Raw genomic sequence first — 14,352 nt, 5'->3', positions numbered from 1 at the left:
CCTCCCCCGGGGGTCAGGTGCGGCGCCCGCGCCACATCTGCAGCGCCCACGCCACGCCCACGACCGCGACCGCCCCGGCGGGCAGCCCCACCAGGAACCCGAGACCGGAGCTCGCGTCCTCGTCACCGACGGCCACGGAGATACCGGCGACGGCCACCGCCAGGGCGAGCACGGCGAGGAGCCCGTAGAACCTGCGGCTGAAGAAGCGGGACCGCTCCGGCACCGGCGGCGGTGACTCCACCCGGGCGGCGGGCCCGAGGCTCGCCGCCCGCGGCCGCTTGAACCAGGCGTAGACCACCCACGTCCCGCAGGCCTCCCAGCCGTCGGGGGCGAGCCGCTCGTCGAGGCCTTCGCGCCCGCGCGTGACCAGCTCGCGCCGGTACTCCCAGCGCTGCGGCTGCGCCACGTCGCGGTGGCTGACGAAGCGGCCGATGGCGTCGACGCGTTCGACCTCCCAGCCCTCGTCGCCGAAGCGGTTGAGGAGCTCCTCGTCGACGTAGGTGTCGGCGGTCCAGCGCCAGGTCTCCACCGCCTCACTCGCCTCACCCGACTCACGCGCCTCGTCCGGCTTGTCCGCCGCCCCTGGTGCCCGCACCCCCGTGTCGGGCACCAGCTGGGCGGCGAACTCGTCGGCGGGCCCGAACTCGGTCTCCGCGTCCTCGGTCCCGGACTCCTCCAGGTGCGCGGCGAGGTCCGTGACGGTCGCCTCGACACGGTCGGCGGGCAGGCCGCGCGCCCTGAGCCGCTCGGCGAGGCCGATGAGGTACCCGTCCCGCTCGTACTGCGTGTTCATCGTGGTTCCACTCCCGCCCTCGCGAGGACGTCGCGTACGGATCCGTCGAAGGCGAGCCACAGCCCACCCTGTTCGCCGAGGGTCTCGCGCCCGGCGTCGGTGAGCCGGTAGTAACGCCGCCCAGGACCCTTCTCGGTGGCGCGGAACTCCGCGGCGACCAGGTCCGCCTCCTCCAGGCGGTTGAGCACGGGATAGAGCGTGCCGCCCTTGATCTGGCCGAAGCCCGCGGCTCCGAGCCGCTTGGCGATCTCGTAGCCGTAGCTCTCACCGTCGGTGAGGGCGGCGAGCACGAGCAGGTCGAGGACGCCCTTGAACCAGCTGGCGCGGCGGTCGGTCGTCACGTCACATCCCTCTTTCAGACGGCGGCTTCGGGTGCGGCACGCAGCTTCTCCGGCGCGGGCAGCGTCAGATCCCGTACGGAGAGGATGACGTGCACGGCGACGGGGAGCAGCAGGCTGCCCGTGGCGAGGTAGAGGCCGGTGAACATGGCGCCGAAGAGCGCGAAGGCGAGGACGCCCTGGCGGCCCTGGTAGAACCCGGCGACGGCGTAGACGAGGACCGAGAAGGCCGCCGCCACGTACAGGTCGAGGCCGAGGACTCCGACGCCGAAGGCGATGAGGAGGCCGCGGTACACGAGTTCGGCGCCGATGCCGTCGGTCACGGCGACGGCGATCGCGAGCCTGCGCTCCTCGGCGGTGCGGGGCAGCATCGCCTCGATGGAGGCGAGCCCCGGCACGTTCTTTTCCCGCTTGGCGAGGTCGTGGAAGTTCCGCCCGGAGGCAACGGCGACCGCGCCTGCGAGGAGGATGCCGGTGACGACGTACCCCGGCCGGTCCGGCATCGCGAGGCCGAAGTCGGCGGCGTCCGTGCCGGGCGAGAGCAGCAGGACCGCGACGGCGAGGGCGGCGAGGGCCCACCACAGGGTGAGGACGAGGCCGAAGTAGCGGACCAGGGCGCGGGGTTCGGTGTCCCTGCGGCGGGCCAGCGAGCCGTACATGCGCCGTCCGGCCCACGGCTCGCCGAGGAGCAGGTATGCGGCGAGCACGGTGGCGACGGCCGTCGAGGCGGCCGAGAAGTCCGGCGAGATGGTCATGGGGGTCCCCCTACCCTGAGCGACTGAGCTACCTAGACCGTATGCCGACCTAGTCAGGATTACAACCTATCTCGCGATGCGACTCCCCGGCCGCCGCGACCACGGCAGCGGCTAGCCCACGAAGTAGGTGGGGTTCGGGAGCTTGTACGTCCGGTCCGCGTAACCGCCGGCGAGGTCGGAGACCTGGTCGCCGAAGCTGCCGATGATGTTGTAGCCGGTGGACTCGATGTGCTTGCGCGTGCCTTCCTTGAACTGGACGGTGTCGCACTTCCAGGCGGCGGCCGTGGCGCAGTGGCTCAGATAGGCCGGGGGGTTCGGCTTGTTCTTGGTGAACACGTGCGTACGGTCGAGCGGCGTCTTGTAGCCCGCCCTGGCGAGGTTGGTGACGGCGCCGTCGCGCTGCGACTCGGCGAGGCCGGTGAGGAAGAAGACCTCGACGCCGTGGCGCTTCGCGTACGCCACGAGCTCGGGCATGCCGAAGACCGCGGGGCGCTTGGCCGCCTTGACGTAGGCGTCCCAGCTGTCGTTGTTGTACGTGTAGTTGGTGGACTTCTCGTAGTCGAAGCTGAGCAGGGCGGTGTCGTCGACGTCGAGGACGATGGCCGGCTTCCTGCCGTGACCGCGGTGCGGGTGCCGCGCGGCCTTCCTGATGTCCTTCTTCGCCTTGGCCTGGATGCGGGCCAGGTCCTTGGCGTACGGGCTGTCCGGCGAGGACTTCCAGACGCCGTCCGCGCCCTTGGTCGCGCCGTAGTACTCGTCGATCTCGCCGACGAGCAGGCCTATGTTGTGGGGTTCCTTGGTGGGCCGCGGCCGGGACTCGTCGGCACTCGCGGCGCCGGTGGTGTAGAGGGCGGCACCGGCGACGGTGCAGGCAGTGGCCAGGCCGGCCACACGTAGGGACTTGCGCATGTGTTGCGTCTCCGCATCAGGGTTCGGGCAGGTCAAGAACTGTCTACGCGCATCAACCCAGCCCTGGGGAGACCATGGGCCGACCCTTTACCTGATCCATACCTGGGTCAGGACCGCGCCTCCTCGCCGGGCAGGTCGAGACCGCCCGCGCGGGTCATGCCCTCCCAGGCCGCCGGGTCGCGCCAGGCGTCGGTGAGGGTGGCGAGGGCCTTCGGCAGGTCCGCGCGCCGGCCCGGGCCGATGGTGCCCTTCTGAGGATGCGAATACGGTACGTCTCCCCTTGTGGACCGCCCCCGCGCGCCGAACTCATCGCCACTCCCAGGGAAGTCGCCCGATACCCGGCGGAGGGCCTTAGTCACCACCATCACCACACATGGAATCTTCGATCGGACGCGTCCTGCGGGACCGAAACGCGGGCCTGTACCTGGGCGCCGTGCTGGTCTCCGGCTTCGGGACCTCCGCGCTGTGGCTGGCCTCCGGGATCTGGGTGAAGGAGCTGACGGGTTCGGACGGACTCGCCGCCCTCTGCCAGCTCGCCCTGTGGGCACCCGCCCTCACCGGCCCGCTCCTCGGCACCCTCGCCGACCGCACGCGCCGCAGACCGCTCCTCGTGGCCACGAACCTGGCACTGGGCGTGCTGCTCCTGTCCCTGTTCACGGTGGACACGCAGGCCCGCCTGTGGATCCTCTTCGCCGTCCTCGTGGTGTACGGGGCGTGCGGCGTCGTCACCGACGCGGCGGAGGCGGCGCTCGCCGCGGCGGCACTCGACAAGGAGCTCCTCGGCGACTTCAACGGCCTGCGGATGTCCGCGAACGAGGGTATGAAGCTGGTGGCCCCGCTCGCGGGCGCGGGCCTGTTCGCCGCGTACGGGGGCGCACGGGTGGCCCTCCTGGACGCGGTGACGTTCGTCCTGGCGGCGGGCATGTTCGCGCTGCTGCGGGTCAGGGAGACCGTGCCGGCACCCGACCCCGCGCCGCTGCGCGCGAGGACGGCGGAGGGAGCCCGCTACCTCTGGGGGCACGCGCGGCTGCGGCCCCTCGTGGTGGCGGGCGGCCTGACGATGCTGACCTCGGGCATCAGCGGCGCGACGGTCTACGCCATCGTCGAGAACCTCGGCCGCTCCCCCTCGTTCACGGGCGTCCTGTACGTCGCCCAGGGCGTCGGTTCCGTCGCGGTGGGCGTGGCGTCGGGGGCACTGATCCGCCGGTTCGGGGCGCGCCGGTTCGGCGGCGCGGGCATCGCCCTGACCGCCGTCGCGGCGGCACTCTCGGCGATCCCGCACGACGCGGCGGCCCTGGCCGGAAGCCTCACGAACGGCGCCGGGCTGCCGTGCGTCCTGATCGCGGGCCTGACGGCGGTACAGCGCGAGACACCGGACGCGCTGCTGGGCCGGGTGGCGGCCACGGCGAACACGCTGATGTTCGCCCCGACCGCCCTCGGCATCGCGACGGGCGCGGCCCTGGTGGAGACCGTCGACCTGGCGGTACTCCTCCCGGCGCTGGCAGGGGCACGACTACTGATAGCCACACCCCTGCTGCGGCCACGGGCCCGGGTTACTTCACGTCCGCCCAGCGCTTGATGGTCGCGACCGCCTTCGCCTGCTCCGCCGCGGGCAGCTTCGCGATCGACGCGCCGTGGTTGGCGCCGGGGACCACGTAGCGGTACGAGTCGTGGCGGCTCGGGGTGAACTTCTCGGCGCTCCACGGGTCGTTCTCGCCGTAGATGAACATCATGCGCTGGCCGCGCTTCTTCACCCAGCGGTCGACGTCGGCGATGGTTTTGTTGTCGTACGTGCCGCGCATGGCGGCGGGCAGCACCGAGTTGGGCTGGTAGATGTCCGGGTAGTGGCGGACGTCCTTGAGGTGCTTGAACGCGAGGTCGGCCCAGCCGAGTTGGGTGGCTGCCTGGCGGTAGTAGGGGCCCGTGCCGTTGGTGCCGAGGGTCTCGTCCTGGTAGACGCTGAAGCCGTGTCCCTTGGACCAGGAGTAGAGCTCGTCGTCGGTGGCCCGCTTCGCGTCGGGCACGGTCGGGCAGTCGGCGGCGGTGCCGGACTGCCAGAAGTTCCACACCTGGTCCAGGACCGCGAACTCGTAGGCGCGGTCGGTGGTGCCGAGGGTCTCCTCGAAGGTGTCGCCCGCGGCCTCGGCATCCGCCTCGAACTTGGGGAGCAGCGCGTCACGGCGTACGAGCATCTCGCGCTGCACGGCGTTCAGCGCGTCCCTGCACTCCTTGGTGCCCACCGTCTTGAAGAAGCGTTCGTAGCCGGAGTCGTCGCGGTTGTTCGCGTCGTTGGGCGCGACGAACGCGACGACCGCGTCGAGGTCCTGGGGGTAGAAGCGCTCGTGGTACGTCGCGGTCATGCCGCCCTTGCTGGCGCCGGTGCCCAGCCACTTGCCCTTCTCGATGGTGCGCAGGGCGCGGGTGAGGCGGTGCTCGTCGGCGGCTTCCTGCTCGACGGTCATCTTGGACCAGTCGTCGCCCGCGGCGCCCTTGGGCCGCGACTCGGCGAAGTAGCGGTGCTCGACGCTGACCTGGTTGGCGTCGATGAGCTTGGTGAGGGCGGTGGTGCCGCCGGCGAGGGTGTAGCCGCCGGTGTACAGGACGGTCGGCTTGTCCGTGGCCTTGTGCCAGAGCGTGGCGCGCTGCGTGAAGGTGGCGCCGTGGGGCCTGCGGTGGTCGACGGGCTGCTTGTACGTGAGCGTGTAGAGGGGGTGGCCCTCCTTGTCCGCCACGGAGACGACCGTCATGCCCGGTATTCGCTCCAGGCGCTCGCGGATGTCGGAGGACGGTGACTTCTTGCCGGGTGCCGCGGCCTCCTTGTGAGCTGCCGTCGGCGTCTGCGCGGCCGCGGACGGCGTGGCGCCGAGCGCGGCGGCGCCCGCGACCACTCCGGCGCAGACCAGCGCGGATATCCCCTTGTTGCGCACTCTTCCCCCTCTGTCCCGTGATACGGGCGTGACGGTTGTGGTGCGCGGATCGTATCGGTGATCACTTCGCGTGCGACAGGGCCTTCGCGACGTGCGCGAGGTCGGCGTCCGATGCCAGTCCCGCGTGGTAGAGCCGCAGTTCCGTCGCGCCCAGTTCGGCCGCGCGTGCCGCGTCGGCGGTGAGGGTGGCGGGGCTGCCGCCCATGCCGCTCACCACGGTGAGGTTGGCCGCCAGGACCGTCCCGTCCCCGGCCCGCGCGGCGAACGGCTCCAGGAGGTGCGCGCCGCCGGTGCAGGGCACGACCACGCCGTCGGCCACGGAGAGGATGTGCGCCGGGTCGACACCCGCGTTGGCGCCGCAGTGGTAGGGCACCGGGTCGGCGTGGAGCAGTACCTGGAATCCGGCGGGGGCCGCCGCGCGGACGGCGGCGACGACGGTCTCCTGGAGGGTGCGGGCGGTTTTTTCGCGCCACGCGCGCGTGGCGGCCGCCAGGTCGGCGCCGATGAGCTTCTCGACGGCAGGCCAGCCATCGCCCTCGTGGCCGCCGCGCCACACCGGCTCAAGCGCGCGGCGTACGGCGGCGGTCAGCTCGTCGGGGTCGAGGCCCTGTCCCGCGTACCCCTCCCGGCAGGAGCCGCAGAAGCACAGGGACATCAGGTACTGCCCCGCCTCGCCGAGGGCGACGCCACCGATCTTGTCGTGGGCGTGCAGGTGCGCGAGGCCGTACCAGCCGCAGGACTCCAGTTCGGTGCCGCGCGTCTCCTGCCCGGGACGCCCGGGACGCCCGGGACGCCCGGGGCGTACGGCGGCTTCCGCGGCGAGATCGGTGAGGTACGCGCGTGTGGCGGGCTGCGCGATGCAGGGCGCCCAGGAATAGCGGTCTCCGTAGGCGTTGACCACCGAGGTCGCCGGGTGGTCCTCGCCCATGCGGGAGTTGTGGGCGAGGACCACCCAGCTGTGCACGTCGAGCCCGGCGTCGCTCAGCGCCCGCGCCGCCTCTCCGTAGGCATCGCCCGGCGCCCAGTCCCCGGCCGCGTACGGCCGCGGCTCGCGGCCCTGCCAGCGGTCGCCCGGCGGGTAGAGCACCGCGGCGTGCGCGGCGGTGACGATGCGGTGGCGCGGGTGGCGCGGGGTCAGCGCGCGCGTGGAGTGGTAGGCGGAGGCGAGGGTGACCTGGCGGATGCCGAGGTCGGCGAGGCGTGCGGGCGCGTCGGGGTCGCCGACGACGTCCCACGGGTAGAGGAACGCGGCGGCCTTCACGCGCCCGCTCCGGGGTGTGTGGTGCCGAGCAGCGCCCGGCCCTGCTCGACGAGTTCGGCGAGCCGCTTGACGTGTTCCCCGGCCGGTTCGTGCAGCGGCGGCCGCACGGGCCCTACGTCCAGGCCGCCGAGCCGCACGCCCGCCTTGACGAGGGAGACCGCGTACCCGCGGCCGAGGGCGCGCAACTCCACGAAGGGCCGGTAGAAGCCGTCGACGAGGCGGTTCACCAGGGCGTCCCCCTCCGGCGTACCGGCGTTGAACGCGCGGTGGAAGGCGAGTGCGATGTCCGGCGCGAAGCAGAAGACCGCCGAGGAGTAGAGGGTCACGCCGATGCCGCGGTAGGCGAGACCGGTCAGCTCGGCGGTCGGCAGGCCGTTGAAGTACAGGAAGTCGCCCGGCACTTCGCCACGCACGGCGCTGACGGTGCGCTGCATCAGGTCCATGTCGCCGAGGCCGTCCTTGAAGCCGATGATGCCGTCCGCGCGGGCGAGCTCGACGACCGTCTCCGGGGTGAGGACGGCGTTGTCGCGCTGGTAGACGATGACGTCCAGGGAGGTGGCTGCGGCCAGTTCCGTGTAGTGCCGTACGAGCCCCTCCTGCTCGGCGACGACGAGGTAGGGGGGCATGGCGAGCAGTCCGTCGGCGCCCGCCTCCTCGGCGAGGCGCGCGTACCGCACGGCGAGCGCGGTGCCGTATCCGGCGCCCGCGACCACCGGCACCCGGCCCGCCGTCTCGTCGACCGCGGCGGCGACGCACTCCTGGAACTCCTCGGGCGTCAGGGCGTGGAACTCGCCCGTGCCGCAGCACGCGAACACGGCCGCCGCACCGGCCTCGATGCCACCGCGCACATGGGCGCGGAAGGTCTCCAGGTCGAGAGCGCCGTCGGGCCCGTACGCGGTGACCGGGAAGAACAGCGGCCCGCTGGGGACGCGCAGTCGGGAAGCGAGGGAAGCTGACGTCACGGACTCTCCCTAGTCGTGCATGTTTCTGATTCACGTCCATATTTCTGAACACCACCACGCTAAGGCGCCGTCTCGGGGCCGGTCAAGCGGGTGAACTCCCCCGCGCGCGAGCGGACTCGCCACCTCCGCAGCCCTCTTGACGCGGCTCGACGGAGATCCTTACCTTGCCACTCGTCCATGAATGTGAATCTCGTACGCGCATGAGTACGACGCCGTATGCGCACGAGTACGCCTCCCGAGGAGACCCGATGCCCGCTCCCCGCACCGTCCTGCTCACCGGCGCAGCCGGCGGCCTCGGCACCCTGATGCGCGGCCTCCTGCCCGCGTACGGCTACGACCTGCGTCTGCTGGACGTCCGCCCCATCGCCGACGAGCCGCACGCCCGCACGGCCGACCTCGCCGACCGGGACGCCCTGCGCGAGGCCGTGCGCGGGACCGACGCGGTCCTCCATCTCGCGGGCATCTCCCTGGAGTCCACCTTCGACAAGATCCTGAAGGCCAACATCGAGGGCACGTACAACCTGTACGAGGCGGCCCGCGAGGAGGGCGTCCGGCGCGTCGTCCTCGCCTCCTCCAACCACGCCGTGGGCTTCACCCCGCGCCCACAGGGCGACGACCCGCTGATCCCCATCGACACCCCCCGCCGCCCGGACACCTTCTACGGCCTGTCGAAGTCCTTCGGCGAGGACCTGGCCCAGTTCTACTGGGACAAGCACGGCATCGAGACCGTGTCGGTCCGCATCGGGTCGTGCTTCCCGGAGCCGTCGAGCGTGCGGATGCTGTCGGTCTGGATGAGCCCCGACGACGGCGCACGCCTCTTCCACGCGGCCCTCACCGCCGAGGACGTGCGGCACACCGTGGTGTACGGCTCGTCGGCCAACACCCGCCTGTGGTGGGACCTCTCCTCCGCGCGGGCGCTCGGTTACGACCCGCGGGACGACTCCGAGCAGTACGCGCCGAAGCTGATCGCCGAACAGGGCGAGCTCGACCCCGCGAACCCGGACCACGCACACCTGGGCGGCCACTTCTGCACGAACCCGCCGGTCTGGCCGTACTGAGGAATCCGCGCCCGCCCCGTTCGGGCACCGAACGGGCACCCCGCACCCCTTAAACGGGCACGCCCGCACCCCGCACCACTGGCCCCTGCCCCGCCAAGCGGGCAGATGCGGGCATCATCGTGCCCGCTCGGAGCCTGGTAACCCCCCTCGTCCGCGCTGTAGAACTTCCCCACAGGCCCGAACGGGCACCGCGCACCGCGCAGACCGCAGACCCAGGGGAAGAAGGTGGCGCCGATGACCGCGGAGGAACGTCAGCGGCGGATCGTCAACGCTGCCCGGCACGCCGGCTCCGTCGACGTGACGGCCCTCGCCGGTGAGCTCGGCGTCGCCAAGGAGACCGTCCGCCGCGACCTGCGGGCCCTGGAGGACCACGGACTGGTCCGCCGCACCCACGGCGGCGCCTACCCCGTGGAGAGCGCGGGTTTCGAGACCACCCTCGCCTTCCGCACGACCATGCACGTCCCGGAGAAGCGGCGCATCGCGGCCGCCGCCGCCGAACTCCTCGGCGACGCGGAGACCGTCTTCGTCGACGAGGGCTTCACCCCGCAGCTCATCGCCGAGGCGCTGCCAGGAGCCGCGGCGGGCCGCCCGCTCACCGTCGTCACCGCCTCCCTGGCCACCGCCGGGTCGCTCGCCGAGGCCGAGAACGTCACCGTGCTGCTGCTCGGCGGCCGGGTGCGGTCGGGGACGCTCGCCACCGTCGACCACTGGACCACCCGCATGCTGGCCGGGTTCGTCATCGACCTGGCGTACATCGGGGCCAACGGCATCTCCCGCGAACACGGCCTGACCACCCCTGACCCCGCCGTCAGCGAGGTGAAGGCGCAGGCCATCAGGGCGTCGCGGCGCACCGTGTTCATGGGTGTGCACACCAAGTTCGGGGCGACGAGCTTCTGCCGGTTCGCCGGGATCGGCGACCTCGACACGATCGTCACGAGCAGTCGGCTGCCCGCGTCCGAAGCGCACCGCTACTCCCTCCTGGGCCCACAGGTCCTCCGCGTCTGACGCCCACCCCTCCCTCTCTCCCCTCCCCCTCTCTCCCTTCCCCCTCCCGCACCGGCCTCCCCGTCCCCCGTACGCCGATCCGGGGTCCCGCACGCCCCGAAACACCCCCCCCCACGTCCCCAAACGACCCTCTACGTCCAGGAGCTTTCATGCGAACCCCGAGCCGACGGAGGCCGCGCACGCTCGCCGCGGCCGCCGCAGGGGCGCTGCTCGCCCCGCTGCTCGCCGGCTGCTGGGCCGGCGCCGGCGGGGCAGGTTCAGGCGACTCCATCAACGTCCTCATGGTGAACAACCCGCAGATGGTGGAGTTGCGCAAGCTCACCGCCGCCCACTTCACCCAGGAGACGGGCATCAAGGTGAACTTCACCGTCCTGCCCGAGAACGACGTCCGCGACAAGATCAGCCAGGACTTCGCCAACCAGGCTGGCCAGTACGACATCGCGACGCTCAGCAACGTACGGCCCGCTCACCGAACTCGCCCCCGACGCCCGCCGGTACGACGAAGCCGCCGCCTTCCTCTCCTACCACGGGGCCGCCGCGGCACTCACCCTCGTCGAGGAGATCGGCGTCGACGCCATCCACGCCCACGACACGGCGCTCGCCGCCCGCTACCGCGCGGGACTCGCCACGCTGGGCCACACCCCCGTGCCGGGCGCCTCACCCATCGTCTCCGTGCCCGGACTCGGCGACCGGGCACCGGAGCTGACCCGGGCGGGCATTCTGACGTCGGCACGGGCGGGACACCTGAGGGCCGCGTTCCACCTGTACAACACCGAGGCCGATGTGGACCGTCTCCTCGACGTGCTGTCGGGCTGAGGCCTGGCGCGGCGGGCCGCGGGGGGCCAGGCTTGGCACTACTACGTGGCCGAGCGGTCGCGCGAGGTGGTGGTGCCGGTGGAGCCGTCCCCCGAGATGCCGGGCACGTCGGACCCGCCGTCCGGCGCGGGCAGGACGACCGTCGACACCGAGCTGCACCGGCGGCTCGTCTACGGCGAGGAGGCGGCGCTCGCCGACGCCTACGCCGAGTACGGCGTGCTCGTCCTCCGCGTCGCCACCCGCGTCACCCGCAACCGCACCGCCGCCGAGGACGTGACCCAGGAGGTCTTCGCCCACTTGTGGACCAGGCCCTACGCCTTCGACGCACGACGCGGCAGCCTGCGCGGCTGGCTCTCGATGCTCGCCCACCGGCGCGCCGTGGACTGGGTCCGCGGCGAGGAACGGCACCGCAAGGCCGCCCACGCCGACGAGACCGCCCTGCGGGCGGTCCCGGCGCCCGGCCCCGCCCCGGACGAGGCGATCCTCGAACAGGAACGCTCCCTGCTCCTGCACTCCGCCCTCGCCAGGCTCCCGCTGCCCCAGCAACAGGTGGTGCACCTCGCCTACTTCGCAGGACGCACCTACCGGCAGGCCGCCGTCGAACTCGGCATCCCCGAAGGCACCGCGAAGACCCGCCTGCGAACGGCCCTGCGCACCCTGGCCGAGACCCTCGCGGACCCACCCCTGCGAGGTGAGCACCCATGACGACCCCCCACGAGGCGGTACGTGAACTCCTCGGCGCCTGGGCCCTCGACGCCCTCATGCCGGGCGACGAGGCCGATGTCGTACGGCACTTGGGGGAGTGCGAGCACTGCGCCGCCGAAGCGGTACGGCTGCGGGCCACCGTGCGGCACCTGGACGGCCCCGCGGCGCCCGACCCGGTGCCGGACACGGACCCCGGCAGGCACGGCCTCTCCCTCGCCCTGCGCAGCCGCGCCCCCGCCCTGCGCACCGCCCCGCACGCCGCGCCCTACGCCGCCGCGGTGGCCGGACTCCGGGCGCTCCTCGCCGAACTGGACGAACACGGGCCGTGGGGGACGCCGGTCATCCACGAATGGGACGTGCACGACACGGTCGCGCACCTGATCGCCGCGGACGAGCCCCTGGCCCGGCACGTGGGCAGCAACGGGCGGGCCCCCGCGTCGTCCCCGGCCCCCTCCGGAGCGCCGCCCCCGTGGCGCGTCGAATGGGCGGCGCGCACCCGCGAGGTGATCTCCCGCGAACGGGTCCGCACGCCCGCCCAGACCGTCTCCACGTGGCGCAACCAGGCCGCCGGGCTCCTCTCGTCCCGCGCCGCCCACGACCCCGAACTCGCCGCCCGCACCGTGCTGCTCGCCGGCGGGCGGCTCCCCGTCGCCGACCACTTCCTGGCCCGCGCCTTCGAGGCGTGGGTGCACGCCCGCGACATCGGTGCCGCCCTCGGCCTGCCCGTCCCCCCGCCGCCCGGCCCGCACCTGTGGCAGCTGGTCCGCTTCGCCGTCCGCATCCTCGGCCCGGCCCTCGGCCCCCAGGCCCCGCCCGTCGCCCTGACGGTCTCCGGCGAAGGCGGCGAAACGGAGTGGATCCTGGGCAGCGGGGACGACCCGGTACGCGCGCAACTCGTCCTGGACCCCGTCGACTTCTGCCTCCTGGTGGGCGGCCGCCGCACCCCCGACCACGTCCCGCGCGGCACGTCGGGCGACGCGTCGGCGGCCCAGCGGGTCCTGACCCGGGCGGCGTCGCTGTCCTGGCTGTAGTGCGGAAGCCCTGACCCCCACGCCCTCCGGGGGCCTCAGCCCCGCCCTTTCCGCTCCGGGCAGTCCTCCGTCTCCTTGCACAGGTTCGTCTCTACCTTCGCGAGGAGCCGCGCCAGATCCGCGCGTTCCGTGTCGTCCAGACCCGCCAGCGTGTGGCCCTCCAGCTCGCCCCACGCGCGTTCCACCTGCGTGAGCAGGCCGCAGCTCGCCGCGCTGGCCTCGACCAGGACCGCGCGGCGGTCGGCCGGGTCGGGGCGGCGGCGCACGTGGCCCGCCTGTTCCAGGCGCTGGAGCATCTTCGTGACCGTCGAGGGGTCGAGGTCGACCGCCTTGATCAGCTCGGACTGCCGCACCGCGCCCGCCTCCCACAGGTGCATCATCACGAACTCCTGGCCGGGGTAGAGGCCGAGCCCCTTCAACACCTTGCCCGCGGCGATGCGGTGCAGCCGGGCCACCCGGCTGACGGCGAGACTGACGGGTCCCGCGTCGGCGACACCGGACGCCCCGGGCGTACAGACGGGGTCGGCCGGGGGTGCCTGGACGGTGTCGGCCTTCATCGCGCGCTCCTGTTTGTCGATCGTGAGACGTCTGCCAAAAGATTACCTTGGTCGGCCAATAAATGGGTTACAGTGCTCTCAGTGCAGATACTTGGCCGACCACATATTTCCGCGACATCTCCGTCGTATCTCAGCCCGGGAGTTCTGATGACCACCGCGTTCGACCCGATCGACCTGTCCGGCACCCCGCTCCGCAACCGCATCGCCATGGCCCCCATGACCCGAAGCCGCGCCGGTGAGGGCGGTGTCGCCACCGATCTGACCGCGGAGTACTACGTACAGCGCGCCTCCGCGGGCCTCATCGTCACCGAGGGCATCCAGCCTTCCGTGGTCGGCCAGGGATACCCGGACACGCCGGGCCTGCACAGCACCGAACAGATCGCCGCCTGGCGCAAGGTCACCGACGCCGTGCACGCCGCCGGGGGCACGATCTTCGCCCAGCTCATGCACGCGGGCCGCGTCGGCCACCCCGCCCTCCTGCCCGACGGACTGATCAACGTCGCCCCCTCGCCGGTCGCGGCCGAAGGGCAGGTCTACACCGCCGAGGGCCCCAAGGACTTCGTCACCCCGCACGAGCTCACCGACGCCGAGATCCGCGCCACCGTCGCCGACTTCGCCACCGCGGCCCGCAACGCCGTCGACGCGGGCTTCGACGGCGTGGAGCTGCACGGCGCCAACGGCTACCTGATCCACCAGTTCCTCGCCCCCGGCTCCAACCACCGCACCGACGACTGGGGCGGCTCGCCCGAGAACCGCATCCGGTTCGCCGTCGAGGCCGCCGCGGCCGTCGCCGCGGAGATCGGCGCCTCCCGCACCGGCTTCCGCGTCTCGCCGGGCAACCCCGCCAACGGCATCTCCGAGCCCGACCCCGAGCCCGAGTACACCGCGCTCGCCAAGGAACTGGGCGCGCTCGACCTCGCGTACCTGCACGTCATGGAGGTCGGCGACATCCGCGAGCTCACCGTACGACTGCGGCAGGACTTCGGCGGCACGCTCGTCCTGAACCCGCACAGCGAAGGCCCCACAGGACCCGACGCGCTCGCCCTGGTCGAGGACGGCACCGCGGACCTCATCACGTTCGGCGCGCTGTTCCTCGCCAACCCCGACCTGCCGGCCCGTTTGCAGGCCGGCGGCCCGTACAACACCCCCGACCGCGCGACCTACTACGGCGGCACCGAGAAGGGCTACACGGACTACGCGCACCTGCCGCGGTAGCCGGAAAACGGCGAACGGCC

The 14,352-nt window shown here is 72.6% G+C and carries 15 protein-coding genes and 2 pseudogenes; 8 read left to right on the top strand and 9 right to left on the bottom strand.

Going from position 1 to position 14,352, the window contains the following annotated elements; all coding sequences use genetic code 11:
• Positions 1-13 precede the first annotated feature (13 nt).
• The 5 genes from NOO62_RS09865 to NOO62_RS39250 form a co-directional block, all read right to left on the bottom strand.
• The gene (locus tag NOO62_RS09865) at positions 14-793 is read right to left on the bottom strand and encodes a hypothetical protein (protein ID WP_268770504.1); all 780 of its coding nucleotides are present in this window, start codon (positions 791-793) and stop codon (positions 14-16) included.
• Positions 790-1,134 carry a PadR family transcriptional regulator gene (locus NOO62_RS09860; protein ID WP_268770503.1) on the bottom strand — a complete coding sequence of 115 codons (345 nt, stop codon included), beginning with the start codon at positions 1,132-1,134 and terminating at the stop codon, positions 790-792. The genes NOO62_RS09865 and NOO62_RS09860 overlap by 4 nt, the downstream gene beginning before the upstream one ends.
• Before the next feature lie 14 nt (positions 1,135-1,148).
• Positions 1,149-1,886: a CPBP family intramembrane glutamic endopeptidase gene (locus tag NOO62_RS09855; protein ID WP_268770502.1), complete on the bottom strand. Its 738-nt coding sequence runs from the start codon at positions 1,884-1,886 to the stop codon at positions 1,149-1,151.
• Between the two features lie 111 nt (positions 1,887-1,997).
• Entirely contained in the window at positions 1,998-2,795 is a 798-nt protein-coding gene (locus NOO62_RS09850; protein ID WP_268770501.1) for an HAD family acid phosphatase, read from the bottom strand.
• A gap of 107 nt (positions 2,796-2,902) precedes the next feature.
• A complete protein-coding gene (locus NOO62_RS39250; protein ID WP_414930791.1) occupies positions 2,903-3,154 on the bottom strand; it encodes a hypothetical protein in 252 nt (83 codons plus the stop codon).
• 14 nt (positions 3,155-3,168) lie between these two features.
• Between NOO62_RS39250 and NOO62_RS09840 the strand changes: the two genes are divergently transcribed.
• Entirely contained in the window at positions 3,169-4,374 is a 1,206-nt protein-coding gene (locus NOO62_RS09840; RefSeq protein ID WP_268770500.1) for an MFS transporter, read from the top strand.
• Here the strand turns inward: NOO62_RS09840 and NOO62_RS09835 are convergent.
• From NOO62_RS09835 to NOO62_RS09825, 3 genes are all read right to left on the bottom strand, one after another.
• Positions 4,349-5,722: a S28 family serine protease gene (locus NOO62_RS09835; protein ID WP_268770499.1), complete on the bottom strand. Its 1,374-nt coding sequence runs from the start codon at positions 5,720-5,722 to the stop codon at positions 4,349-4,351. The two genes, NOO62_RS09840 and NOO62_RS09835, sit on opposite strands and share 26 nt — an antisense overlap.
• A gap of 61 nt (positions 5,723-5,783) precedes the next feature.
• Positions 5,784-6,983: a hypothetical protein gene (locus NOO62_RS09830; RefSeq protein WP_268770498.1), complete on the bottom strand. Its 1,200-nt coding sequence runs from the start codon at positions 6,981-6,983 to the stop codon at positions 5,784-5,786.
• Positions 6,980-7,945, bottom strand: a complete 966-nt coding sequence (locus NOO62_RS09825) for a 5-dehydro-4-deoxyglucarate dehydratase (RefSeq protein ID WP_268770497.1) — start codon at positions 7,943-7,945, stop codon at positions 6,980-6,982. The genes NOO62_RS09830 and NOO62_RS09825 overlap by 4 nt, the downstream gene beginning before the upstream one ends.
• A gap of 248 nt (positions 7,946-8,193) precedes the next feature.
• Between NOO62_RS09825 and NOO62_RS09820 the strand changes: the two genes are divergently transcribed.
• From NOO62_RS09820 to NOO62_RS09795, 6 genes and pseudogenes are all read left to right on the top strand, one after another.
• Entirely contained in the window at positions 8,194-9,003 is an 810-nt protein-coding gene (locus tag NOO62_RS09820) for an NAD-dependent epimerase/dehydratase family protein (protein ID WP_268775544.1), read from the top strand.
• Between the two features lie 234 nt (positions 9,004-9,237).
• Complete coding sequence (locus NOO62_RS09815) at positions 9,238-10,008, top strand: DeoR/GlpR family DNA-binding transcription regulator (protein ID WP_268770496.1); 771 nt, start codon at positions 9,238-9,240, stop codon at positions 10,006-10,008.
• A 149-nt stretch (positions 10,009-10,157) separates the two neighbouring features.
• Positions 10,158-10,463: pseudogene (locus tag NOO62_RS09810) on the top strand (extracellular solute-binding protein); the annotation flags it as partial.
• A 1-nt stretch (position 10,464) separates the two neighbouring features.
• Positions 10,465-10,824: pseudogene (locus NOO62_RS09805) on the top strand (aminotransferase); the annotation flags it as partial.
• Between the two features lie 66 nt (positions 10,825-10,890).
• The gene (locus NOO62_RS09800) at positions 10,891-11,529 is read left to right on the top strand and encodes an RNA polymerase sigma factor (protein ID WP_414930976.1); all 639 of its coding nucleotides are present in this window, start codon (positions 10,891-10,893) and stop codon (positions 11,527-11,529) included.
• The gene (locus tag NOO62_RS09795; RefSeq protein WP_268770495.1) at positions 11,526-12,560 is read left to right on the top strand and encodes a maleylpyruvate isomerase family mycothiol-dependent enzyme; all 1,035 of its coding nucleotides are present in this window, start codon (positions 11,526-11,528) and stop codon (positions 12,558-12,560) included. Before NOO62_RS09800 ends, NOO62_RS09795 begins: the two co-directional genes overlap by 4 nt.
• 35 nt (positions 12,561-12,595) lie before the next feature.
• On the opposite strand, the gene NOO62_RS09790 is transcribed toward NOO62_RS09795, so the two are convergent.
• A complete protein-coding gene (locus NOO62_RS09790; protein WP_268770494.1) occupies positions 12,596-13,117 on the bottom strand; it encodes a MarR family winged helix-turn-helix transcriptional regulator in 522 nt (173 codons plus the stop codon).
• 147 nt (positions 13,118-13,264) lie between these two features.
• Here NOO62_RS09790 and NOO62_RS09785 point away from each other — a divergent pair, with 147 nt between their 5' ends.
• Positions 13,265-14,332 (top strand): alkene reductase, encoded by a 1,068-nt coding sequence (locus tag NOO62_RS09785; protein WP_268770493.1) that lies wholly within the window; start codon positions 13,265-13,267, stop codon positions 14,330-14,332.
• The last annotated feature ends 20 nt before the right edge of the window (positions 14,333-14,352 follow it).

Source organism: Streptomyces sp. Je 1-369 (genome assembly GCF_026810505.1).
Classification (GTDB): Bacteria; Actinomycetota; Actinomycetes; order Streptomycetales; family Streptomycetaceae; genus Streptomyces.
Note: the sequence above shows the minus strand (reverse complement) of the source record. Positions and strands in the feature narration are given on the sequence as shown.